The following is a 22,519-nucleotide window of genomic DNA, read 5'->3' as shown; positions in this document are numbered from 1 at the left end:
GTCCGCTCCGCATCTGATAATCGCAGAACGCGTATCACCAATTTTTTTGCACAAGTTCGCCAGAGGGAGCGCAAGCGAAGAACCCGGCCGTGGGCCCGTATGCGTGGGTCGTTGCCAGAGCGACCGCAGGGCGAGCACCGTCCTCAGGCGAATGACCAGGTCCGTTGCCTGTCATGTCGGTCGATGTCAGGCCCGGGTCTACCGCGTTTACTTTGATCCCGTCCGGCTCCAGTTCCTTCGCGAGTTTGACGGTCAACATGTTCAGCGCCGTCTTGGAGGCGCAGTATCCGCCGAAACCGACCGTCCAGGTTTCGCTCCGCATGTCCAGGGCATCCGTCAACGAACTGAGGCCGCTGCTCATCATGACGATCCGGGCTGCCTTCGATTTCCGCAACAGCGGCAGGAAGGCTTGAGTGACGCGCATCACCCCGAACACGTTGGTGTCGAACATCCGCTGCATCTCGTCGATTGACTCCTCGGCAAGCGAGGGAGACGGAGCGAACATGAGCCCGGCGTTGTTCACCAGCACGTCGAGACGCCCCATTTCGCTTTCAAGGATCTGCGCGGCGCTGGAAACGCTCGCACCGTCCTTGACATCCAGTTGCACAGCGTGGGCGTCGATCCCGATGCCTAGCAGTTCGCGAGCCGCCATCACACCCCGTGAAATGTCGCGGCATCCTAGCCAGACCGTGTGTCCGGCTGCGCCAAGCTGCCGCGCGATGGCCAGGCCGATACCCTTGTTTGCTCCGGTGACAAGCGCAATTGGCGATGTATGGATCATCATGACGTCCCTGATCGTTTCGATAGCAGAGACATACTACGAATTTCGTATTATTCAATCGTCGTATTTCGCGATCTTCTGGGTAAGTCGCAGGAATTCGGTTTGGTCAACGGGATCGAGCGCCTCAAGCATCGCCTTGCAGGAGGCTCGATATCCATCGACATAGCCCGAAACCGCTTGCTGCCCCTTGTTCGTGATCGTCAGAGCTACCGACCTGCGGTTTGCCTCTGGCCGCTGTCGTTCAATCATGTCCCGGCGCACCAATCGGTCTGCCGAAGACGACATCGTCGTAAGAGCGACCTGAAGGTGCCGCGCAACATCCCCCAAACGACACTCGGGATGGTCATCGATGAAAAGAAGCGCCTGAATGTCTAGAGCGTTAAGCGAGTGTTCCAGGACTGCCGATGCCTCCGCGACCTTGAAACGGCGGGTAAAGCGCTCAAAGGCAATAGCGAGCTTTTCGATTTGTTCGGGCGTAGGTTCTGTCATCCTCGGTATTAAGCATTTTCGCTCGGAGGGTGTAAGCCGTTTTCACTGGAGTAGGCATTTGGTGAATTTGCGCGATGTTCGTTATCGGCGCTTTTGCGTCACGACAACAAGCGGCCCGAAGCGGACATCTTCCCTCGGCAAAATGGTTGTAGACCTTGAAATTGGCAGTCTCTCGTCCGATGCCATTGGTTCGGCAAAGTTTGCGGTATGATCGAGAGGCGATTCAGATAGATCGAGGAGCCCAGATGTCCGAAGATATTAGCGTCAAATTTTCTTTGTTTGTTGAACATGGGCGGGAGAGAGAGGCCGCCAACTTCTATGCTGCCGCCTTTAGTGCGCAGGAACAGAACACCAGTGACATCGATGGCGCTTTGGCGGCTGTCGAAATGCGGTTCGGAAATCTGCCTGTTTGGGTCGCCGGCTCCAATCCAAATCGCGAAAAATCGCCTTCCTACGGCGGCCCGTTCTTTCCGAAAGAGCCGGGGGCTGTCAGCACGATATTCCACCTCAATGTTGGCAACATTGAAGACGTGATGGAGCGCGCCCTTTCAGCCGGAGCTCTGACCCGAGACCAAGTTCAAACTGACGTGATAGGCCGCCGCGTGGCCTCGATCTTCGATCCGTTCGGCCACATTTGGACGCTCGTGGAGCGTAAGACCGAGGGCATGTCACTCGCAGCCTAAGTCAGCCGCAATGTCCGGTGTTGGCGCTTCCGCGACATGGCAGCCCTCGGCCCGAAGCGGACAAGAGACTTGTCCGCTTCGGGCCGTGTTCGGAACCAAAGGAACGAGCGCTCTCCTACCAGGGCAACAAATTCCCCTGCCAATCCAGATATAGGCTTCGTCTGGTGCCTGCCTGGGCAGCCAGAACCTGCGCCATGCCTCTCACACTTTCGTCAACGGATATCTCGGCGTTCACCGCACCATTCAGCGTGCCCATAGAGGTGGCCGCCCAGCCGGAATGGATTGAAAGCACTGTAAGGTCTGGATAATCCGCGTGGATCGTTCGAGCCAGCATGTTCAGCGCAGCCTTGCTGGCCCGGTAGAGGTCGAGATGCAAGTCGGGTTCTGTGTTCAGCGTGATGCTGCCCCGGTGCGATGACATGACAGCCAACGTGCCGTTGGAAGATAAGCGATCGAGCAGGCGGTGCGCCAGCCGGATCGGACCGAAGCAGTTCGTCAGCATGATCTCCGCAAACTCTGCGTCAGTCGCTTCGGTCACCGCATTGTACAGCGGTCCAAAAATGCCCGCGACCAGGAAGATGACGTCGAACGCGTCCCCGATCTGCCTTCGCAGCGGATCGATTTGATCTGCCTGAGTCACGTCGACATGTGCGACTTGCGCAACCTCTTGCAAAGCGGTTGTGTCAGCGCCCGCGCGGGCAGTTCCGGTAACGGCCCAGCCTTGAGCGTGCAAGGTCTCTGCAAGTCCGAGGCCAAGGCCACGTTCAGCCCCGATGATGAGGATAGATGGCATGTTGTATCCTTTCAAAGTGCGGTGTAGCCGCCATCAGCCATGACCATGGTTCCGGTCATAAAGGAGGACGCTGGTGATGCGAGGAAGGCGATGATCTCGGCGATGTCTTCTGGCTGACCGACGCGGCCTAAGGGGTGGGCAGGGCCATAGCTTGCGAGGGTGGCGCGACTGTCCTCTACGATACCTTCCAGGATGTCGGTTTCGATCACACCCGGCGCGACGGCGTTGGCACGGACGCCCCGATCACCATATTCAACAGCAATCACCTTCGTCAGTTGGGCGATGGCACCCTTGCTGGCGGCATAGACTGCCGTGTCCTTCATCGCGACCTGCGCAACCAGAGACGCGACGTTGACGATCACGCCACCATCGCCCACGATCATAGCACGCACAGCTTCGCGGGCATGCAGGAATGTCCCGCGTGCGTTCACGGCCATGACAGCATCCCAGTCCTCGACGCTCATGTCGACGAGCGGGCGGTTCATGGTTCTGCCCGCGTTGTTGACCAGGATGTCGAGCGCGCCGAATGTTTTCAGCGCCAACTCGATGCTTTGTCGGGCGGTTTCCTCTTCGGCAATATCGCCGGTCAGCGTGATGATGCCGTCTTGGGCAAGCTCATGGACCCTGGCGCGAAGATCGGTGGCAACCACGCGAGCACCCCGTTCGTGTAGCATCATCGCCGTAGCCCTGCCGATGCCGCGTGCCGCACCGGTCACCACAGCGACCTTATCTTCAAGGGTTCTAGTCATTGCGTTCTCCTTCGAACGCGAAGGTAGCGCTTCGGCCAGACGACGATAATCGAGTGGATGTTTACAAGATTTGGTAGCTGTGCTTCATAATCTGTATGCATCCTTCAGACTTGACGCGTATCCGCACGTTCCTGGCCGTCGCCGCGCATCTCAGTTTCTCACGGGCGGCCGATGAACTCGGCATGACGTCCTCGGCAGTCAGCCAGACGATCAAGTCGCTTGAAGCACATCTTGGACAGCAGCTTTTCCAGCGCACGACCCGCAGCGTCATTCTGACGGATGAGGGAGCGCTTCTGCGATCGCGGATAAGTCCGGTAATGGACGAGATGGACCTCGCGCTCGCTCAAAGCCGTGTCGCTGCAGGTCGTCCTGCTGGAGTGGTACGGATCGTCGCCTTCCGCTCGGCAGGTGAACGGTTCATCCTGCCGATCCTATCTGACCTTCGCCGCGACCTGCCACAGATAACGTTGGACATCACCTTGGATGACAGACTCGACGATCCCGTCGAGGGAAGGTTTGACCTGGCGCTGAGGATCGGCGAGGTGATTGCTCAGGATATGGTCGCTGTTGCCCTTGGGGGCGAACTTCGTCAGATCGCAGTTGCTACACCGACGTATCTGTCTTGCTACGGGGTGCCGGATCATCCACGAGCGCTGTTGTCGCATGACTGCATCCGCTGGCGGTGGCCCGGTCAGCAACATGCTTTCCCATGGGAGTTTTATGAGGACGGAAAGTGGTTTTCGATCAATCCATCTGGAGGACTGATCGTGAACGACAAGCCTATGGCTCTGCAGATGGCACTTGCGGGACTGGGTGTTGCCTTCGCCATCGAGGACACCGTCAAGCATCACATCAATTCTGGCCGATTGATCCCCCTGCTGGAAAGATGGAGCGCTCCATTTCCTGGCTTCTTCCTTTGCTATCCACGTCAGCGACACATGTCTGCCGCCACGCGGTTCGTGATCGATCGGATACGGGCGAAGGCCGGATGAGTAGGGACCGGTACGTCCGCTTCTGGCGCAAAAGCGACATTTTCCTGCAAGTCTGGAAAAGCTAGATATTATGGATTTTAATTCCAGGGAGGCACCATGCGTCAGTTCACGACAGGTGATCTCAACAAGCAGGTGGGCGATGTCACCGATGCGGCAGCCCGCGAGCCTGTCATTTTGACGAAAGCCGGCAAACCGCGGTTCGTCCTGATGAGTTACGAGCACTATGAGCGGATGCGCACCGGTGGCGATCTGCGCGGAGCCTATCATGTCTCGGAAATGCCGAAGGAACACCGGGCACTTTTCCTCGCTGAAACCGACCGGCTAACGCAGCACAAGGGATGCGACGATGAGCCGTGAACGTCTGCCCAGCCAAGTCATCGAATACGCTTATCTATGGGCGTGACAGGACGGCCGCGGTGAGACGGGAGGCCGGAAGCGCCGTTCGACCTGCGTTGTCGTTGCTGTGCACAATGCGAGCGACGGGCTTATGCATTTGGCGCTTCTGGTCATCATCACGCGACTGCCGCATGTTGATCGCGTGGCGCTGGAAGTCCAGGACATTGAATGCCGGCGCGTCGGTCTCAGCGACCTGAAACGATGCTGGATCGTGGTCGGTGAATACAACTACGACATCGCCCAGCGCTCGTTCTATATCGACACCCATGTCAATCTTCGCGGCAGGTTTCAGCAAGGCCTCCATGATACCTGTCGGGACGGTGTTCGGGGACTCCGTCCGTCACGCGGGCCGCCGCGTCAGTTGACTTGATTGACGAGGAGATGAGATCGCTTGTGTCTGGCCAAATATGCGCGCGTTCGGCAGTTCAGGCCGAGGCTCTGGCTCCCAGGCTCTTAGAGGTTGTCGCACCGGGTTCCGCAATATTGGGTTTATGCAGTGCAAGATGACGGGTCGCAATCCAGCGAACAGCAAGGGCGTTATGAGCCGTGAGGTGAAGCAGGTCGAACTCAATCGTCTTCGGGGAAGGTATGCATCAGCAATCAGCAACGGCGATTGACACATCTGGTGCCCGCCTGACTCAGTCATCGGTCACGTGGTTGCCAAAGCGTTGCAAGTCAAGTCTCGATAGTTCAACGGCCGCTCCTACTCCGTCAGTGGCAGTGTCGGCGGTTCTCAAAGCTTGCCCGCGCGAACCTTTGAGGCGGACGAAACATAACCCCTTTTTGGTCGGCAATTGCGGAGTGCCCGTTGCGTTCCACACGACGACTTCCCGTTCGGCCCCTACCACGCGGAGCAAGGCCATCGACAGGCCAGAGCGAGAAACGTCCAGCGTTTCGCCGCGAGAGGCCTCTCTCCTCTGACAGATCATCCGATGCCTCCCACCTGGTGGCCGACTGCGCCTTAGGATGGGTCGGCGCGGGGTCGCCACGAGGCCTGTTTGCGGATGGCGACGAGTCGGTTGGCTGGACGGTGAGGACGTGCCCATTCCGGCGATGCCAGTTCTCACAGGTGGGACGTGCTCGGCAGGCTGATGGTCTGTCTTCCGCTTTCGTTACGCTCAGGAACATTCCCGTTTTCTATGTCGCCTTTCTAAGGGACCGTCCGCTTTCGGCGTCAACCCCGCGAGGGGGTTTCCCATCGCTAGCGCTCCGGTGACGCCTGCGACACGCCCCCTTCTTCGGGCGCCATCGGGAATGGTCCCGAGCAACGAAGGAGACAGTACCATGGCCACCACGATCGCGACCCTCACCGCCAAGGAGAACGGCACGCTCGAAGGCATCTTCGCCACGATCCGGGTCAACGCCCCGATCGCTATTGTCCCAAACACCACCAAGCAGAGCGAAGAAGCGCCGGACTACCGGATCATCCACCGCAAGACCGGCTTCGAGATCGGCGCAGGCTGGAACCGCATCGCCCGTCAGACCGGCGAGGAGTACCTGTCGGTCAAGCTGGAGGCTCCGGAGATTGGCGTGATTTACGGCAACGTCGCTTCGGCTCCTGGCGGCGACCCTGATCGCAAGGTCATCCTCTGGAACAGCCCCGGCAATTGAGAGGCATTAGGCCGGCCCTCCGTGGGCCGGCTCGCTTCCACCGGGCAGAAACCCGAAAACGGAGCAGCGATCTCCCGTCGTTAGGCTTCCCTTTGAACACACGCGGATCTCTTCGAACCACACGGGACAACACGACGTCGATCTTCATCGGCGGGAGCTCTGCCGCGGCCGATAGCCTCTTTTGTGCTTCGCCTGCAAGAGATCGAGAAACAGCGCAACGGCCTCCTTTTCCCCCTTGAAGCTGTGCGTCATCTTTTGACCCCGCGTGCCGATCCGACCCCAACAGCGCGTCAGGCAAACATCGCCGAACAAGGTCGGCTCGATGGTCAGCGCATAGAAACGCGCCATGTTTTTTGTCGCGTCTTCGCGTTCAATATACGCTCTGTAAGGTTGGCTCAGCATGCCAAGGAAAGTCGCGCTGTCCCGGTTCCACGTCCAACGACAATTCTGAATCGATCACGCCGTGTCGATTCATCTGTGTGAAGCGTCGCGGTTGCCATCGTGTTTGAGGTTTGGTGAAGCGAAGGTCAGGTCACTCAATGCTCTTCCGTCCGCACTCAATGCCGCACCATATTTCTGACCAGTGCTTCAACTGGGCCTGATACTGTCCCTCTGGTGCCACCTGTAGAAGGCTCAGATGTCCAAACCTATGCCGTGGTTTGCGCGTTTGAAATCGTAAAACTTCGCCCAATGATCGGCGGCTCGGTCACCCGCGTTGACGTTATCGGCGAGCAGCGCTTCAATCCCCTCCCCTCCCCTCCCCTCCCCTCCGCTTTTGTTGGTATTTCAGGGCGAAATCGAACAGTCGGCATGCCTCCGGCTGTCAGCGATGCAAGACGCCGAGATTAGACAGGCTCAACTCACACTCCGATGAGAAATAGGCACGTGCTGCATTTGCTGCCTCCGATGCTGCGTCACAGTCAGTGCGCTGGCTCCAAGGCCTCGCGTCCATGGGAGCCCATAATGCCCGGGATGACGCGCAATCCGCTCGAGCCAATATTGCCGTCCAGAGATGTTCAATGAATCTGTGGGTGGAGTGGGCTGGCCAACACCCTGTTGCCGGCCGGTTGCGTGCACGACGGCGAGGCCGCCGCTGACGTGAGGGCATGTGCAGCCTCCGAGAAACCGCCTCGGAACCAGAGAACGAGACGTGAACATCGCGGGGTCCTCTGAGCGGACCATGGGCGTCCGCTCAATTGCCGGCTGGTCAATCAGCGGGTTCAGTCACGAAGTTCATGACTTTCGAAGTTGAAACGGTGGCGCACGACCGTGTTGGATGGGTTCGCCGACGTTTGCGAACGCCCTTCCCTCCCCTGCAGCACTATTCAAAATGCGCGGTGCAGAAGGCGTCCTCTCGCGTCGGACGTCGAATAAGCAAGAGCAGGTAGGTCGACGTTCGGTTGGGCGAATGCCGCTGATCTCCCACTGCATCATTCACAAGCACCGACCGATCCGCTCCGGCCACACCCCGATCGCCAAACGAAGGCAATTGCGGTGAGGTGAGCTTTGCCAGACGGTTCTCTGCGCTGATGTACACGAAGCCTGTGTTACCACGGGTATTACCCACCCGAGCCACGATCCTCGCACTTGGTCGCGGCATCGTTGCGAGCAGCCGCGAGGCTTGATCGTCGATGTCTGACGGGCAATGCAGTGGAAGGCCAGGGAGAGAACGATCGCGCTGCTTGGCCCAGGCTGCTACGGCGCTCGAGGTTGGACTGAGACAAGATCGAAATGGGCATCGAGCCCATCCCGATCTTCGGGTGCCAACCATTGCCAATCCTATCTGCTCAGATGATCCCATTTTGCCATGGCGAAAGGTCGGCCTCCAGGACGAGCAGTTCCCCCAATTTTCAGTCGGCGCCCGATGGCCGCCGACAGAAAATCGGCTCCCCCGCTCGCCGGCTCCGCCGGTCGCTTCGCGATCCTTGACCCCTTCCCTCCCGCCATCGCCAGCCGTGTCGTCTTTCACACGTCAAGGAGACGATGGCGATGCTTCTCGAACAACACATTGAAGAACTGCGCGCGGAGCTGCGGCGTGCTGTCGACCCGCTCGAGCGCCAGTGGATCAAGGCGGAGCTGGAGATTGCGGAAGCCGAGCTTGAGATCTTCTGGGCGGAATGCGAGGGTACCCTCGACGTCGAGCCTCCCTTTTAATGGCAGGCTCGGTTCTCGGCGGCACCGCTTGGCTCGGACTGCTGAACGGCATCAATTTCTATGAGCCGGTGAGCTATGCATGGTGGTGCTCGTCTTCCAACCAACGGCAATCTGCCTTTAGGACCCAGCGTTCAGCTCGACCATCGCGTCTCCTCGATGCGTGGAGCGACGCCGTCGCAGAGACGAAGACGCATTTATCATCTCTCGTCTTTGCGTCCCCAGCAGTGTTCTAGGCCTCGCATTGAGTCTGCGCCTAGATCGCCCTTGAAGGACCGCTACGCCACGATCCTGCTTTCCTTCCACACTGGCTTTGATCGACTTGCGATCAAGGATCGCCCTCACCGCTGAACCGAGGCGCCGCCATGACCACTCTGTCGAAGAAGGCTGGCGACTACCTGCCTTGGCTTCACGACTCATTCGGTCGCGCTCAAGGACATTCCCCTTTCCGCATTTCGCCTTTCTAGGGGACAGCCCGCTTTCGGGCGTCAACCCCAAAAGCGTGAGGCCGTGCCGCTGCGCTCCGGTGACGTCCGCGGCTCACCCCTCCTGCTGGCGCAATTGGGAATGGGCCGAATACCCAAAGGAAGAGCACCATGGCCAGCGCGATCGCGGCCCTCACTGCCAAGGCCAACGGGATCCTCGAGGGCATCTTCGCCATCATCCGGGTCAACGCCCATCACCATCGTCCCAAACGCCGCCAAGCAGGTTAGCAAGCGCCGCTATTTCGCATCATCCACCGCAAGACCAGCTTCGGGATAGGCTCGGGCTGGAACCGAATCGCCCGGCAGAGCAGCGAGGCGTAGCTGTCGGTCAAGCTTGTGGTCCCTGGAATCGGCGTGATCTCTTGCAATGTCGCTCCTGCGCCTGGCAGTGACCCTGATCGCAAGGTCGTTCTCTGGAACAGCCCCGGCGACTAAGCGGCAACAGGCGGACTTTGGACGGGCCGGCGCACGCGTGATGACCTGTGCGAAGCAACCAACCGCCTTAGAAGGGCGATGAGACGCCAAAAATCGCTCAGACCGTCGCGGCGCTAGGCTAGAGCCATCTCGGCCTGAATGACGTACGGCTGACCTGATGCTCGCATTCCAACAGCACGTTACATCATTCGATAGGGTCGCCTGTCCCAGGTCAGTTTTGCGGGCTTACGCATTGCAATCTGGGTGATTGTGCCGATGCATTTTTGCTTGCCGCTTGAGATTGGCGAAGACTGCCGATCGATCGACGTCTGACGAAAGACCCCAAGGTGCAACCCTTCAAGCCGGGATGCGCGTCGATCGCGCGGCAAATCGAGTTTGTTTCGTCTCTTTGCCAGACTCCACCAGCGGCATGTCGACAGGCGCTACGCCGAATGGCTTCGTCTCGGTATAAGAAGTTTACCGCGGTAAACTGCACAGCAGATCCCAGCATCCATCCGCAGGATAAAGACGTTTACGCGCGACGTAGGGCCGCATCGCTAGACCGAGGGACCTAGGGCTGAAAATTCTGCACGGCCCTGCAGGACCGGATCAATTACTAAAGCTTTGCGACCCAGTCAATTTCTGCGCACCGTGGTTTGGTCGTCCCAGGTCAATCTCGACATGGCCCGTGCTCGAATGCGTTCCTGCGGACAAGATTCTGACCTGGATGACTGCGCTAGCAAACTTCACCTCCGACTTCAGCATGGCAAGGAAAGGCGGTTGGCGGGCATCCGGAAAAAAACCATGGCCGCCATAGACTCGACGGTGCATTGACCGCGCGCCACGTCTCCAACATGCCCGAACTCTAAGACGTCACTCCCTAATCGTCAGAAATGGTCACGAGAGTCCACGCGAATCGCCCATAAAAGTTTACTGCGGTAAACTCGTCCGCAGCCGTGCTCGCCCGCCAAAACGCCTATTCGGACGCCCGAGGAGTAAGTTTCTCCTCTTGAGTGTGCGACTGATGGCCAAAAGGAGCAGCTCCCAGCATCGGCAGAATAAGAGCGTTCACGCGCGACGTAGGGCCGCATCGCTAGAGTCTGTCAGTTTTAGTTTGAACCGTATCCTGCATGTCTGAGGTAATTTGAGCACTCTTGGGGGCTGAAAGCCCTCAGGAGTTCTCCGATGCGTCTCCATGTTGTCTCGACGGTTCGTTCATCCGCCTTTCTGACGAGTGTCTTGAGCTTGGCGAACATCATCTCGATGGGATTGAGGTCTGGACTGTATGGCGGCAGGAAGAGGAGGTGCGCGCCGGCCTCCCGGATCGCATCTCGGGCCGGTTTTCCTTTGTGGCTCCCCAGATTGTCGAGGATGACGATATCGCCGGCTTTGAGAGTTGGCACCAGGCATTGCCGGACCCATGCTGTGAAAGCGATGCCATTGATAGGGCCATCGAGGACGAAGGGGGCAACGATGCTGTCGCGGAGCAAACCGGGCAGAAAGGTCAGCGTCTTCCAGTGACCGTGAGGAACTTTCGCGATGAGAGGCTCTCCGCGCTGACACCAGCCGCAGGTGCGCGTCATGTTGGTCTTGACCCAGGTTTCGTCGATGAAGACGAGACGGTCTGGATCAAGCCGATGTTGATGGGTCTTCCATCTCATCCGGAACCGGGCCACCTTCGGACGATCCTGCTCGCTTGCCATCAGCGTTTTTTTTGAAGGTCTTGCCCTCGCTGCGCAGGAAGCGCCAGACGGTGTCGTGAGACACGTTGATCCCCCCAGACTTCAGCTCCGCCGACAGCGCACGCACCGTCCAGTCGGACTTGACCTGCAGCCGCTGACGCACGGCATCGGCCGCAGCGCCTCTCAGTGTCGGTTTGACATACCCGCCGATCTTCGCCGGCATCAAACCTCGGTCGGACCGATCGAGTTGCCGAATACGGACCGCGGTTGCAGCCGATATCCCGAAACGCTCCGCTGCGGCACGAACCGTCATGCCATCGTTCAACGCTGCCGCAATGCGCGTTCGCAAATCAAGCGAAAGAGGTCGCACCATCATTGCTGGCCTCCAATCCAGCAATGATCTTGAATCACAAAATCAAACCCAAGGGAATCTCATCGCGATTCCGAGTAGCGCTGACAGACTCTAGACCAGTGACCTATGGCTGAAAAATCGTGGACGGCCCTGCAGCGCCGGATGAACTACTAATCTTTGCAATCCAATCAACTTCTGCGCATCGTGGTTTGGTCATCCCATGTAATCTCAACATGGCCCGCACTCGGATGCGTTCCTGCGGATTATATTCCGACCTGGATGACTGCGCTAGCACACTTTAACTCCGACTTCAGCATGGCGAGCGAAGCCGGTTGGTGGGTATCCGGAAAAGAACCTCCGTGGCCGCGACAGACCCGTCGGTGCCTTGACCGCGCGCCATGTTTCCAACATGCCCGCACTCTAAGACGTCGCTCCATAATCGTCAGAAACGGTCAGCAAAGTCGACGCGAATCGCCCATACAAGTTTACTGCGGTAAACTCGTCGGCAGTCGTGCTCGCACGTCAAAACGGCTGTTCGGACGACCGAAGAGTGAGTTTCTGCCTTCACGAACGCCACTGAAGGTCAAAAAATGGCGGCAAAGCCCAGAAGCCGGCCTGAATCAGGTTGCGTTGACTCACAAATTGAGTGTGAATGCGTTTTAACGAGTATGTATACGTCGAAAACGCATTTAACAGAGATCGCCGCGCATGAGTCGGATTGCAACAGATAGCATCGGAGCCGTTGACCAGCTTATCATAGAGCAGGCTCAGGAGCTGTCTGAAAAACTAAAACAGCATCGTGTCGAGATGTTTCCGCCGATAGCTGAAAAGGGACTACGAGACTTTCAGCTGGCCGAGGCCGCCCGGTTCATCGGCGTGACGAGTGGCTATCTGCGCAACCTTTCCCTGGAAGGGAAGGGGCCGGCTGCACGTGTGTCTCCTTCTGGCCGCCGCTCGTACACCGCGCAGCAAATCGACGAAATGCGCCGTTTTCTCGAGGAACACGCAAAGCCCGGTACGCGCTACCTCCCGCACCGGGGCGAGAACGAACATCTGCAAGTCATCGCAGTCGTGAATTTTAAAGGCGGGAGCGGCAAGACCACGACGGCTGCGCATCTTGCTCAATACCTCGCCCTGACAGGGCATCGCGTTTTGGCGGTGGATCTGGACCCTCAAGCGTCACTCTCCGCCATTCACGGCGTTCAGCCGGAATTCGATGTCGGCGACAATGAAAGCCTCTACGGCGCGCTGCGCTATGATGAACACAGACGTCCTCTGAGCGAAATCATTCGCCCCACGAATTTTCCAAACCTGGATCTTGTGCCCGGCAACCTCGAGCTCATGGAGTTTGAGCACGAGACGCCGCGAGTCCTCGCCCAAGGGAAGTCGGACGAATATGGACGCATCTTCTTCGCGCGCATGGACGAAGCGCTGTCCTCGGTCGAGGAACGCTACGACATCGTCGTCATAGACTGCCCGCCACAACTCGGGTTTTTGACGATGAGCGCTATCTGCAGCGCGACGGGGATCCTCATCACGGTCCATCCGCAGATGCTCGACGTCATGTCTATGTGTCAGTTCCTTCAGATGCTGGGAGAGGTATTGAGCACATTGAAGGGCGCTGGCGGTGACATGAACCTCGATTGGTTGCGGTACCTCGTCACACGTTATGACCCCCAGGATGGCCCTCAAACGCAGATGGTCGCCTTCATGCGATCGATGTTCAAGAACCATGTTCTGACCAACACAATGGTCCGCAGTGTGGCCATTTCCGACGCGGCGATGACCAATCAAACGCTTTACGAAGTCGAACGGGCCTCCTTCACTCGAAGCACATACGATCGAGCACTCGAGGCAATGGACGCCGTCAACGCCGAAGTCGTTGAAATCGTCCATCGTGCATGGGGGCGCTGAGCAGATGAGCGTGCCAGTTTACCGCAGTAAACACCCGCTGAAGCAGCATCCACTGCCAGGCTTGGTTCGTGTCCAGTCGTCGGGAGGCAGCCTTGGCGCGTAAAAACATTCTTGCAGGTTTGATGGACAATGCCCAAAGCGCGCCTCAAGCCGAACGTCATTCTCATCAGAATGAGGGAAGCCGGACGGACGCACCAGTCCGTTCTCCAAAAGGTGCGCTCGGAGCGGTTACACGGACAATCGACGCACTGACCGCCAAGGCGGCTGCGGCACATGAAATCGAGCGAAAGCTGACGGAAGGCGAAACGATCGTCGAGCTCGATGCCGCGCGCGTGGAAGAGTCCTTCATCACAGATCGGTTGCGAGACGATGAAGCTGCCTTGAATGAACTCGTGGAAGCTATCCGACTTCGCGGCCAGGACTCACCTATCCTGGTTCGACCGCATCCGGAAAAAGCGGGGCACTACCAAGTTGCCTTTGGCCATAGACGCCTTCGAGCCGCGCGCCTTCTCGGCATTCCCGTTCGCGCCGTCGTCAAGCAACTTGCGGATCGAGATCATGTGATTGCGCAGGGCCAGGAAAATTCTGCCCGAACCGACCTCAGTTTCATTGAGCGCGCCACCTTCGCGCGGGGAATGGAGGAGGCGGGGTTCGAACGCGAGGTCATCATGTCGGCCCTGACGTCCGACAAAACGACAATCTCGAAGATGCTGTCGATCTTCGAGCGCATCCCACCCGATATTCTCGGCGAGATCAATTGTGCCTTTTCGGTTGGCCGAGATCGCTGGCATGACCTCTCGGCGCGCTTTGAGGAGCCGGCATTTCATCAGGCCGTTCGGGCGCTGATGGCATCAGAACCCTTCGAGTCCGCTGACGCAGACACACGGTTTTCGCAAATCGAAAGCTTGATTCTCGATCCATGCGGAGAACCACGTCGTGGATCAAAGTCTGCACCGGAAGTCCGAAATTGGTTGCCGGAAGACGGACAGGTGAAGATCAAAATTCGAGAGGATTCAAAAGGCTTCTCCATCGCGCTCAAGGCGCCCGCGGCAGCGTCTTTTGGTCTTTTTATCGAACAGAATCTTGAACGCCTTTACCAGGAGTTTCAAGAGCAGCAGAACAACACGGAGCACGGAGAGTAGATAGCAAAAGAAAAGGCCCCCAAACGTCGCCGTTGTGGAAGCCCTCTCTCGTCTTTGTAGCAGGAGCGAGAATCGCATTTCCACGAATCACTGTCAAGCGTTGAGCGTCGTTTTGGCGAGCGGATTTCTTTTGCCTTTTGAAAGGTGAGAGACATGCAGAGTGGAAGTGTGACGACGCCCTTTGGGCGGCGGCCGGCGAAGCTTGCCTTGATTTCCAGGCAAGTGGATGCGGCCAAACAAACGAATGCAAGGCACGTCGACAAGTGGCGGGTTTTCCGCGACGCCTGCGAGGCAAAGAGCAGCCTCGGCTTGCAGGACCGCGCGCTTGCGGTCCTAAACGCCCTCTTGAGCTTCTACCCAGAGGCAGAACTGTCCAGTGAGCATGCGCTCGTCGTGTTTCCGTCGAACCAGCAGCTTTCCTTGCGAGCCCATGGGATTGCCGAAACGACGCTTCGACGGCATTTGGCGTCCCTTGTCGATGCCGGTCTGATTCAACGGCGAGACAGTCCGAACGGAAAGCGCTATGTCCATCGCGACAGGGCAGGGGCGATCGAGCAAGCTTATGGTTTCGATCTCACGCCTCTTTTAGCGCGCGCGGACGAACTGGCGAACCTGGCGCAAGAGGTCGTGGCTGAACGGCGACGTTACCGGTTGGCACGGGAAGCGCTGACGATATGCCGGCGCGACGTCCGCAAGCTGATCACAGCGGCCATGGAGGAAGGAGCTGAAGGCGATTGGGCGGCATTTGAGTTGATGTACGTTACGGCTGTTGCAAGCCTCTCGCGCAGCCCAACCCAGCAGCAGGTCGAGGGCGTCCTAGATGAGCTGAGCCTTCTGCGAGACGAGATCGTCAATCGCTTGAGTGATCAGACAAATTTTGAAAATGTGAACGGCAATGCCGGCCAATTTGAGCGGCACATACAGAATTCAAAACCTGACTCTAACATTGAACTTGAACCTAGCTCCGGAAAGGAGCAGGGCGCAGCCGTTGCGGCAAATTCGAAACCGATTGCCCAGCCGATGGCGCCTTTCCCACTCGGATTGGTGTTGAGAGCCTGCAGGCAAATCATCGATTACGGACCTGGCGGGGGCATCGTAAGTTGGCGCGACATGATGTCGGCCGCGGTGGTCGTCCGTTCGACGCTTGGTGTAAGTCCGTCGGCATATCAGGAAGCTTGCGAGGTCATGGGGCAGGAGAATGCCGCAACCGCGATCGCCTGTATCCTCGAGCGGGGAGGGCAGATCAATTCTGCCGGCGGCTATCTGCGCGATCTCACCCGACGGGCGGCGCAAGGCGAATTCTCGCTTGGTCCCATGCTTATGGCTCTTCTCAGAAGCGCCGGGGCAGACAACGTGCGCCAGGTGTCATGAGAGCCTCCCCTGGCGCGAAAGAGGGCGGGTGATCAAGCAAGCGGTGAGCGATCATCCCGCGTGGCATGGTCATGGGTGCTGCATCGTCAACGACTCAGCATGACCGCGATTTCGGCAAACTTGGATAGCCTCCTGCGAGGAATTTGTGCTTTGTGTCGTGCTTCATCGCTCTGCACTGCGCTGCTCTTTATTGTATGTGCGCATCTGAGGATCAGGTTCTATCCAGTCCGAGATACTGCCGCAGGGCGCGCTCAACGACCTCAGACGGCGCGATCTTGTGTTGAAGGGCGGAATGCTTGGTCGCGATAATGACCGCAGGGTCGATCATCACGCGAAAGCGCTCGGTCGGAGTTCGGTCGGTGCTTCGGAGCGGTTTATTTTCGTCGGGCCCGGCTGTGTCCCTCGCATCAGGGACGGTAGCGGAGGATGCGCCTACCGTTGGTCGGCCGATGGATGCATCAATCAAGGCGTCGAGATCCGTAGGATTGCGCCGGGCTGAGGGGAAGGGCGGAAGTTCGGTCATTATCCGATCCTCAGGGCTCATGTGGGCGGGCGATGGCGGCGGTTATGTCTGCGATGAGACCGATGACGTTTGCTCGGGCTTTCGCAATTTGTTCTGCCTTGGCCGCTTCGCGGCCGATATGCTCAAGCGTGCCTGCGTCGCGGGCAAACTGCTCGTAAACCTTGCGGGCGCGAACGAAGGTTGGCAGGGCTGGAAGTGCGTTCTCGCGGATGAGGCGAACCGCATCCTGGAAGGCGATCGTGTTGGTGTCGATTCCCTCGACGCGGTTGAGCACCAGGCGCAAGGGAGCGCGCTTGAGGTTTACCTGAGCCCATTCGAAGAGCTTTACGGTCTCGACCATTTCCATGACATTCGCCTTGCAGGGCACGAGGGTCAAATCGCTTGCGACGATCGCCGCGATCAGCAAGTCATTCATCGAGCCCTGAACATCGATAAGGATTACATCCGCGTCTGGATCTCTGAGCAGACGTTTCAGGTCGTCCGTCTTCGTCGCCACCTCGGCTCGCAGGGTTGATGGAAGCGATCCGGCAGCATCGCACCGACGCACCCATTGGAAGCAGGACTGCTGCCGCTGGTCGGCATCGATGATGAGAACTCGTGTGCCGTTGCGGGCGAGCTCAGAAGCGATCAGCAAGCAGAGCGTGGACTTCCCAACGCCGCCCTTTGAATGCGCGAAGGCGAGAATGGTCATAGCGCACCACAGCGAACATCACGAAATGATATATATGCATTAACAGCCTCAGATTAGATTGCCAAGGGTCTGGCCCTTTTGGCTCCTGATCGCTTAATGGCGCGTCAGCCAGCGTGAGGCCGCGGGCCCTCTGGGCCATCGCGGCCTTCCATGACACGGCAGCCAGGGATGGATTACCAGCCTCTAATGGTTCTGATGGCGCTCTTGGCTTCGACGGCGCCAATGGCTGTTTGGCCAGTCATGTTCTTGCTGCCAATAGAGCCCTTGCAAGCATGCGTGTCTGCCACGGATATATAGCCCACCCAGCCGCTAAAGCCAGGACAGCCGAAGGTGCCATTTAAGCCACTGTTATAATTGAGTTATGATGTAAAATTGGATGGCAGGATAGCAGTTTTGGTGATACAAAACCGGTCGTGCCCGAAACGGGCAAAAGCACGCCCTTGGCCGTCGCGGGGAGCGCCGCCGGGGAAGGGAATGAGACGACCGGCGCGCAATATGGGAAAGAAGCCTATTCGAGACAAAGTCGTTCATGTCCGCTTCAGCGCGGAGGAATGGCTCGCTTTGCAAGCCTTTGCGGATGAGGCCGATCTCACTGTCAGCGCTGTGCTTCGGCAGCTTTCGCGTCACGCCGCAGGCCTGACTCCACCGCTTGGACATGACGCTCATCCAATGTTAGAAATTCATATAAGCGAACTTTTAGAGATCGGTGCAACGTTGAGCGATATTGCGGCGGCTCTCGAGGAGCGGGAAATTCCAAGGCTGGATAGGCTGGTGGACGGAATTGGACGGCTCGCACAGCTGATCAAGGATCAGAGGATCTTGTTGCGCGAGCTATGCGACGAAGCGCGCGTCCGGGCGCGCGAGGCGGTGAGCGGGAATGTTTGATTTCAATGGCTTCCTGACCGTGTTGAGCGAAGCGGAACGCGGCCGCTTCGCTTCGCCCGCAATGGAGACGCTAACGTCATTGGATAGAACGCCAGGCCGTCCAGGGTCGGCACGCCAACGCCGACCCCTTCTCCTCGACGATCCGAATTTGCCAATGACCGGCGGTCGACCTTGGACAGGCAACACGCCTCAGCCGGTGCCATTCGAAGACGACCTGCGCAGGCGCCGCTTTGGCAGCCCGAGCGGGCGAAACGGCCGCATCGGTCGGCGTGGTGCGATCAAGGAGAAGACGCCAAATGGATTTCAGGCGCCCGCTACCCTGTCATCCCCGATCGCGCGGCTCGCGATCGCGTCAGGCTCCCAACCTGCCGTCGTGAAGCTGGTAAGCTTTGCGACCGGAAGCGCGCGAGTTGGCAAATTGCTCGCTTATCAGAGTCGAGGCGGAGAGCTTCCTATCGAGACCGACTCCGGCGAGGTAATCGAGGGCAAAGACTGGATCAAAGAGGTCGCGAATGCGTGGGCCGAAGTGGATGGCCGTAAGCCGTCCAGAGACGTCTTACGCTTGACGATCACCGGACCTGTTGCCGTCGACGCGGTCGGGGAGGCGCTGAAAGAAGCGCTGCCGGGTCATCGTATCGCCTGGAGTCTAGCAGACGACGAGCATATACCCCGGATCGAGCTTGTCATCAGCGCCGCCCGTCGTCGCCAGCCGGGGGAGGGGAGGGCGGGCCGCATCTTCGACAATAGAAAATCCCTGCGCGAGCTGGACGATCGGTTGAAAAGAACGTTGGGAACTGGCGTTGTCATTCAGCTGCATGCGTTCGATCACGGCGTCGAGGGTGTCGCACGCTCTCTTCGTCAGCTCAATCGAACGAGCCAATCGATCGTAACAGTTATCGGGTTGGATAAGGCTGGAGCATTCGGCGCCGATCGCAGACTGCCGAGCGAGAACGACGCGGTGCTGGAGGAGGCCAAGGCTTGGAAGCGTGACCTTCGCTCGCAGGAGCGCCGGGACGTCGCGCATATCGTGCTGAGCGCCAAGCCTGGCACGCCAAAGGACGCGTTCGTCGGGGCGGCCCGGGCGATGTTGGCACGAGAGTTCGCCGATCATCGCTACCTGTTTGCGCTGCATGAGGATCGCAAGCATCTGCACATCCATGCCGTTGTGAAGATGCGTGCCGAGAGCGGTCAGCGCCTGCATCCCAAGATCGAGGATCTCCGCCGCTGGCGTGTCGTGCTGGCGGCGGAAGCCCGCGAGAGGAATATTCCGATGGATGCTGTCAGTCGTTTCGAACGGGCCAATCCGCCGGGCTTCAAAATGAAGGACATTCGCCGGCTCGAACGGGGAGAAGCATCCGAGAGCGTGACGCGCCGCGTCGAAGCCGTCCGCGACCAAGCCGTCCATATTCCCTCTCGGCCAGAAGGCGTGCGGCACGCGATGGCTGCGGCCGCGGCTTGGACTGGCGTAGGCGCTTCTACGGAGACGCTCTCATTAGAGCCTGCGGTCCAACCGAATTCTGTTCGTCTCTATCAGGCCGAAGGATCGGACACGCGATCTTCCACACCTCTGTTCACGCTCGATAGAGCCGCGGCCGCGCAAGTCGTCGCGGGCGACGGCAGCAGCCTGCGGATGCTTGATGTAAGCGAGGCGGTATTTGCAAGGCTTGCTCGATCGCAGGCGGAGCCGAACAGTCAGATTGTCGTGTCGCCGGAAATGGCACGACGGAGCCAGCCCACCACCGCCGTCGATCCACGTCTTGTGGGCCGCCTCCAGCTGCGCACCGTCGAGGCCGTGCTGCGCAGCAGCCTTGAAACCGCAGTCCCCACAATCCCAGAAGCGTCTGAGCGAAAGGAGCTCGTGATGGCAAACCTTGAGGTGATGACCTCGGCGTTCGCCGAGATGGAAAGCAATCTCGATACGATCGCGCAGAACCTGCCGCCGGAGCGGCAGCAGGAGTTCGGGACGCTGCGGGCGAAACTGAAGACGACCCAGTCACGGATGCTTGAGGCGCAAACGGAGATCGACAAGAAGCGAGGGCGTCTTGAGGGGGAAACCTACGTTACGCCCGCCCCAAAAGACTTCTCCGCCTTTGTCGCGGAACGCCGAGGCGAGGCCATTCGCTATAGCCATCGCGGACCCGACGGACGCATCGACGCCGTCGCTTTCTCGGACCATGGGAATCGGGTTGAGGTGACCAACTGGCGTGACCGAGAAACGGTGTTAGCCGCGCTGCAGCTCGGGGCAGAAAAATGGGGCGCCGTTCGAGTCAACGGCACGGACCGATATAAGGCACTGGCTGTCGACCTTGCGGCAGAGCACGGCTTTCAGCTGACCAACCCCGAACTCCAGGAAAGGCTTGCTGTCGCCCGCGACCGAATTGCACGAGAAAGGCTCGAGAGGGCGAGCGTCGTGGCGGGGCCCACGCCGGCCCAAACGCAGTTCGCTCTGCAGCAGCGTGAAATTTCCACCCCACTTTCCGAGCCGGTGGTTCCCACCAGTGAAACGGAGGCAAAGCCGGCCCAGGCCGTCATGCCGACGGGGTTTATACCTGCAGAGGCTGGAGACACGATCAAGCCAGCTGGCGAAGATAGAGCTTCCATGCTGGCAGCCATGCAGGAGGCAGCAAAGAGATGGGAGACGATCTCGGTTACCGGGAACGATCGGCAGAAGGCGCTGGCTGTGTCGATTGCCGCCGAGCATGGCTTCCGGCTCAGCAACCCGGAGCTTCAGGAAAAACTAGCAGAAGCCCGCCAGAAGGTCGCGGACCGTCGAACACCGGTCGCGTTTGCGGACGGCACGACCAGCGAAAAGCTGCCGATCGACACTGGCGAGACAGTGAAGCCTGTCGACCGAGATCCTGCCTCCATGTTGACGGCGATGCGCGCCGCTGCCGAAAAATGGGGAAGCATCGCCGTCAACGGCACGGATCGCGACAAGGCTCTCGCTGTCGAGCTTGCGGCCCAACATGGCTTTCACCTCACCAATCCCGAGCTTCAAGAGAAACTTGCCACGGCACGCGGGAAGATCGAAGCTCTTGGTCAGCGAGAAGCGGTGCGTGAAGACACGCCGCCAGGATTCGTGAATGGTGTAGCCGTAGCGTCGGACCTACGCCGCACGGAACCTGAGATTGCAATCGCTTTGGAGACCGTCAAAGCGAAAACAATAGCCGAAGCACAGCGTGAGGTGCGCCAGGCGGAGCAAACCGCAAAAAGCGGCGAAACGCCGGTCGATGGCGGCGGCGAAGATCACGCTTACCGGAGACGGGAAGAAGCCGCGGCTGCAGTACGCGCCGAAAAATCAATCGAGCAAAATCCGTCAAAACCGGTTCCAACTGAGGTCAATCAATCACCGGAGATCGAACATCAGCGTGCTGACCAAGCAGCCTTGCTGCAGGAGCGAGAGACGAACGCACAGAAGACGATCCGGCAGCAAAAGCCCTAACGCGCTTTGCGGTGTGCCCTGTTCGTCAGGCAAATCATGCTGTCTGCGTGGCTCACGTCGTCTCGATGGTCAGCGGAAGCAGCTGGTTGGCCGTCGTTCTTGGCAAACGGCAATCTGAGCAACACGACGCGATCATTGGGCTGCTGGAGCGATCCTTGGGCAATTTTACGGCCATGCTCAGTTCTGGACTGCCTGTGTTCTGCTTAACCTTGATGCCGGCGGCGACCAGCCCATAGATAACGTCGTGGCAAGATCGGCTTTCTCATAACAAACGCGCCATTGAAGCCCAGATTGACGGCTGTTGCAGGAATCCTATCGCCCGGATACGGTTGATGAGTAAATCGATGATGGGTGCCTAATGCCTGAGACAGGCTTCAAGTGGGAGCAGGACGGAATAGATCCTGGCTGGTTCTTTGCCAAGAAGATCGGGTCGGTGAGAAGCAGCACGAGCTACCGCCCCGGCGACTGGTGGTTCGTAAGCGTCCGGTGAAGCCGTCTTTGAGATTTCCCGCGAACACCTGAAGTTACGTCACTAATTCCGTCATCAGAGACGTCATCAGGGATGAACTATGGGCCGCATGGAGATTTTGACAGGCGTCGAGCGTCGGCGCGACTGGTCTGACGATGAGAAGCTTTCGATACTGCAGGAGGCGGCCGAGCCGGATGCCAGGATTGCCGACGTCGCGCGGCGGCACGATATCAAACCCCAGCAGATTTATACCTGGCGGCGCAAGTTCGCGGCCGAGCGGTCGGAGCCGGTGGTCTCCTTTCTGTCGGTCGCATTGATTGCCACTGAGATGAGCGACGAAGCCGAGCGACCCGCCCCAGTCGACAAGCCTGCAGCAAAGCGGTCGGCACGGCCCATACGGATCGAGATCGGTTGCAAGGGCGGCCGCGTCCTGAAGGTCGAGGCCAACATTGCGCCTGACGTCCTGAAAGCACTGATCCGCTCGGTTGAAGACGCATGATCGCG

The 22,519-nt window shown here is 58.9% G+C and carries 20 protein-coding genes and 1 pseudogene; 13 read left to right on the top strand and 8 right to left on the bottom strand.

The window, feature by feature from the left end; all coding sequences use genetic code 11:
• Nucleotides 1-34: 34 nt before the first annotated feature.
• Nucleotides 35-781 (bottom strand): SDR family oxidoreductase, encoded by a 747-nt coding sequence (locus BMX61_RS22660; RefSeq protein WP_075625404.1) that lies wholly within the window; start codon nt 779-781, stop codon nt 35-37.
• A gap of 54 nt (nt 782-835) precedes the next feature.
• Nucleotides 836-1,270: a MarR family winged helix-turn-helix transcriptional regulator gene (locus BMX61_RS22655; RefSeq protein WP_075625394.1), complete on the bottom strand. Its 435-nt coding sequence runs from the start codon at nt 1,268-1,270 to the stop codon at nt 836-838.
• A 245-nt stretch (nt 1,271-1,515) separates the two neighbouring features.
• Here BMX61_RS22655 and BMX61_RS22650 point away from each other — a divergent pair, with 245 nt between their 5' ends.
• Nucleotides 1,516-1,953 (top strand): VOC family protein, encoded by a 438-nt coding sequence (locus BMX61_RS22650; protein WP_075625395.1) that lies wholly within the window; start codon nt 1,516-1,518, stop codon nt 1,951-1,953.
• A gap of 115 nt (nt 1,954-2,068) precedes the next feature.
• Here BMX61_RS22650 and BMX61_RS22645 read toward each other — a convergent pair whose 3' ends face one another.
• A complete protein-coding gene (locus BMX61_RS22645) occupies nt 2,069-2,746 on the bottom strand; it encodes an SDR family oxidoreductase (RefSeq protein ID WP_075625396.1) in 678 nt (225 codons plus the stop codon).
• Nucleotides 2,747-2,757: 11 nt separating this feature from the next.
• Nucleotides 2,758-3,495: an SDR family NAD(P)-dependent oxidoreductase gene (locus BMX61_RS22640; RefSeq protein ID WP_075625397.1), complete on the bottom strand. Its 738-nt coding sequence runs from the start codon at nt 3,493-3,495 to the stop codon at nt 2,758-2,760.
• Between the two features lie 110 nt (nt 3,496-3,605).
• On the opposite strand from BMX61_RS22640, the gene BMX61_RS22635 reads away from it, so the two are divergent.
• The 4 genes from BMX61_RS22635 to BMX61_RS22615 all read left to right on the top strand — a co-directional run bounded on the left by BMX61_RS22635 (nt 3,606) and on the right by BMX61_RS22615 (nt 6,494).
• Nucleotides 3,606-4,487, top strand: a complete 882-nt coding sequence (locus tag BMX61_RS22635; RefSeq protein WP_234794792.1) for a LysR family transcriptional regulator — start codon at nt 3,606-3,608, stop codon at nt 4,485-4,487.
• Nucleotides 4,488-4,583: 96 nt separating this feature from the next.
• Nucleotides 4,584-4,844 (top strand): type II toxin-antitoxin system prevent-host-death family antitoxin, encoded by a 261-nt coding sequence (locus BMX61_RS22630; RefSeq protein WP_075625399.1) that lies wholly within the window; start codon nt 4,584-4,586, stop codon nt 4,842-4,844.
• Nucleotides 4,845-4,974: 130 nt separating this feature from the next.
• Nucleotides 4,975-5,253 (top strand): hypothetical protein, encoded by a 279-nt coding sequence (locus BMX61_RS22625; RefSeq protein WP_324610597.1) that lies wholly within the window; start codon nt 4,975-4,977, stop codon nt 5,251-5,253.
• Nucleotides 5,254-6,167: 914 nt separating this feature from the next.
• Complete coding sequence (locus BMX61_RS22615; RefSeq protein ID WP_075625401.1) at nt 6,168-6,494, top strand: DUF736 domain-containing protein; 327 nt, start codon at nt 6,168-6,170, stop codon at nt 6,492-6,494.
• 144 nt (nt 6,495-6,638) lie between these two features.
• Here BMX61_RS22615 and BMX61_RS22610 read toward each other — a convergent pair whose 3' ends face one another.
• On the bottom strand, nt 6,639-6,896 hold the full coding sequence (locus tag BMX61_RS22610) for a WGR domain-containing protein (protein ID WP_075625402.1): 258 nt from the start codon (nt 6,894-6,896) through the stop codon (nt 6,639-6,641).
• Nucleotides 6,897-8,477: 1,581 nt separating this feature from the next.
• Between BMX61_RS22610 and BMX61_RS24835 the strand changes: the two genes are divergently transcribed.
• Nucleotides 8,478-8,648 carry a hypothetical protein gene (locus BMX61_RS24835; protein WP_170855005.1) on the top strand — a complete coding sequence of 57 codons (171 nt, stop codon included), beginning with the start codon at nt 8,478-8,480 and terminating at the stop codon, nt 8,646-8,648.
• A gap of 593 nt (nt 8,649-9,241) precedes the next feature.
• A pseudogene (locus BMX61_RS22605) lies at nt 9,242-9,565 on the top strand (DUF736 family protein).
• Nucleotides 9,566-10,653: 1,088 nt separating this feature from the next.
• Here BMX61_RS22605 and BMX61_RS22600 read toward each other — a convergent pair.
• A protein-coding gene (locus BMX61_RS22600; protein WP_170855006.1) for an IS630 family transposase occupies nt 10,654-11,599 on the bottom strand; the annotation gives its coding sequence in 2 pieces (ribosomal slippage) (nt 10,654-11,259 and nt 11,261-11,599; 945 coding nt in all).
• A 687-nt stretch (nt 11,600-12,286) separates the two neighbouring features.
• On the opposite strand from BMX61_RS22600, the gene repA reads away from it, so the two are divergent.
• The 3 genes from repA (at nt 12,287) to repC (ending at nt 16,005) form a co-directional block, all read left to right on the top strand.
• Nucleotides 12,287-13,492 (top strand): plasmid partitioning protein RepA, encoded by a 1,206-nt coding sequence (gene repA / locus BMX61_RS22595; RefSeq protein ID WP_075625343.1) that lies wholly within the window; start codon nt 12,287-12,289, stop codon nt 13,490-13,492.
• A gap of 92 nt (nt 13,493-13,584) precedes the next feature.
• Nucleotides 13,585-14,634: a plasmid partitioning protein RepB gene (repB, locus tag BMX61_RS22590; RefSeq protein WP_075625344.1), complete on the top strand. Its 1,050-nt coding sequence runs from the start codon at nt 13,585-13,587 to the stop codon at nt 14,632-14,634.
• A gap of 153 nt (nt 14,635-14,787) precedes the next feature.
• A complete protein-coding gene (gene repC, locus BMX61_RS22585; RefSeq protein WP_075625345.1) occupies nt 14,788-16,005 on the top strand; it encodes a plasmid replication protein RepC in 1,218 nt (405 codons plus the stop codon).
• Nucleotides 16,006-16,216: 211 nt separating this feature from the next.
• Here the strand turns inward: repC and BMX61_RS22580 are convergent, their stop codons facing one another.
• Both BMX61_RS22580 and BMX61_RS22575 read right to left on the bottom strand, forming a co-directional pair.
• Nucleotides 16,217-16,528 carry a hypothetical protein gene (locus BMX61_RS22580; protein ID WP_083639166.1) on the bottom strand — a complete coding sequence of 104 codons (312 nt, stop codon included), beginning with the start codon at nt 16,526-16,528 and terminating at the stop codon, nt 16,217-16,219.
• 10 nt (nt 16,529-16,538) lie between these two features.
• Nucleotides 16,539-17,219, bottom strand: a complete 681-nt coding sequence (locus BMX61_RS22575) for a ParA family protein (protein WP_075625347.1) — start codon at nt 17,217-17,219, stop codon at nt 16,539-16,541.
• A 495-nt stretch (nt 17,220-17,714) separates the two neighbouring features.
• On the opposite strand from BMX61_RS22575, the gene BMX61_RS22570 reads away from it, so the two are divergent.
• The 3 genes from BMX61_RS22570 to tnpA all read left to right on the top strand — a co-directional run bounded on the left by BMX61_RS22570 (nt 17,715) and on the right by tnpA (nt 22,514).
• Nucleotides 17,715-18,104: a hypothetical protein gene (locus tag BMX61_RS22570; protein WP_075625348.1), complete on the top strand. Its 390-nt coding sequence runs from the start codon at nt 17,715-17,717 to the stop codon at nt 18,102-18,104.
• Nucleotides 18,097-21,546 carry an LPD7 domain-containing protein gene (locus BMX61_RS22565; protein ID WP_083639168.1) on the top strand — a complete coding sequence of 1,150 codons (3,450 nt, stop codon included), beginning with the start codon at nt 18,097-18,099 and terminating at the stop codon, nt 21,544-21,546. The genes BMX61_RS22570 and BMX61_RS22565 overlap by 8 nt, the downstream gene beginning before the upstream one ends.
• Before the next feature lie 569 nt (nt 21,547-22,115).
• On the top strand, nt 22,116-22,514 hold the full coding sequence (gene tnpA / locus BMX61_RS22560) for an IS66-like element accessory protein TnpA (protein WP_092743034.1): 399 nt from the start codon (nt 22,116-22,118) through the stop codon (nt 22,512-22,514).
• Nucleotides 22,515-22,519: the final 5 nt, after the last annotated feature.

Origin of the sequence: Xaviernesmea oryzae (assembly GCF_900109605.1) — a bacterium.
GTDB lineage: Bacteria > Pseudomonadota > Alphaproteobacteria > Rhizobiales > Rhizobiaceae > Xaviernesmea > Xaviernesmea oryzae.
The sequence above is the reverse complement of the archived record's forward strand: the minus strand, read 5'-3'. Positions and strand labels throughout refer to the sequence as shown.

What these genes read in the sequence shown, in the direction of transcription:
- BMX61_RS22565 (WP_083639168.1), top strand. Translation starts at nt 18,097, where the DNA reads ATGTTTGATTTCAATGGCTTCCTGACCGTGTTGAGCGAAGCGGAACGC.
- BMX61_RS22615 (WP_075625401.1), top strand. Translation starts at nt 6,168, where the DNA reads ATGGCCACCACGATCGCGACCCTCACCGCCAAGGAGAACGGCACGCTC.
- repC (WP_075625345.1), top strand. Translation starts at nt 14,788, where the DNA reads ATGCAGAGTGGAAGTGTGACGACGCCCTTTGGGCGGCGGCCGGCGAAG.
- BMX61_RS22625 (WP_324610597.1), top strand. Translation starts at nt 4,975, where the DNA reads ATGCATTTGGCGCTTCTGGTCATCATCACGCGACTGCCGCATGTTGAT.
- BMX61_RS22645 (WP_075625396.1), bottom strand. Translation starts at nt 2,746, where the DNA reads ATGCCATCTATCCTCATCATCGGGGCTGAACGTGGCCTTGGCCTCGGA.
- BMX61_RS22610 (WP_075625402.1), bottom strand. Translation starts at nt 6,896, where the DNA reads ATGCTGAGCCAACCTTACAGAGCGTATATTGAACGCGAAGACGCGACA.
- BMX61_RS22660 (WP_075625404.1), bottom strand. Translation starts at nt 781, where the DNA reads ATGATCCATACATCGCCAATTGCGCTTGTCACCGGAGCAAACAAGGGT.
- BMX61_RS24835 (WP_170855005.1), top strand. Translation starts at nt 8,478, where the DNA reads ATGGCGATGCTTCTCGAACAACACATTGAAGAACTGCGCGCGGAGCTG.
- tnpA (WP_092743034.1), top strand. Translation starts at nt 22,116, where the DNA reads ATGGGCCGCATGGAGATTTTGACAGGCGTCGAGCGTCGGCGCGACTGG.
- repA (WP_075625343.1), top strand. Translation starts at nt 12,287, where the DNA reads ATGAGTCGGATTGCAACAGATAGCATCGGAGCCGTTGACCAGCTTATC.
- BMX61_RS22650 (WP_075625395.1), top strand. Translation starts at nt 1,516, where the DNA reads ATGTCCGAAGATATTAGCGTCAAATTTTCTTTGTTTGTTGAACATGGG.
- BMX61_RS22570 (WP_075625348.1), top strand. Translation starts at nt 17,715, where the DNA reads ATGGGAAAGAAGCCTATTCGAGACAAAGTCGTTCATGTCCGCTTCAGC.
- BMX61_RS22580 (WP_083639166.1), bottom strand. Translation starts at nt 16,528, where the DNA reads ATGACCGAACTTCCGCCCTTCCCCTCAGCCCGGCGCAATCCTACGGAT.
- BMX61_RS22630 (WP_075625399.1), top strand. Translation starts at nt 4,584, where the DNA reads ATGCGTCAGTTCACGACAGGTGATCTCAACAAGCAGGTGGGCGATGTC.
- BMX61_RS22640 (WP_075625397.1), bottom strand. Translation starts at nt 3,495, where the DNA reads ATGACTAGAACCCTTGAAGATAAGGTCGCTGTGGTGACCGGTGCGGCA.
- BMX61_RS22655 (WP_075625394.1), bottom strand. Translation starts at nt 1,270, where the DNA reads ATGACAGAACCTACGCCCGAACAAATCGAAAAGCTCGCTATTGCCTTT.
- BMX61_RS22575 (WP_075625347.1), bottom strand. Translation starts at nt 17,219, where the DNA reads ATGACCATTCTCGCCTTCGCGCATTCAAAGGGCGGCGTTGGGAAGTCC.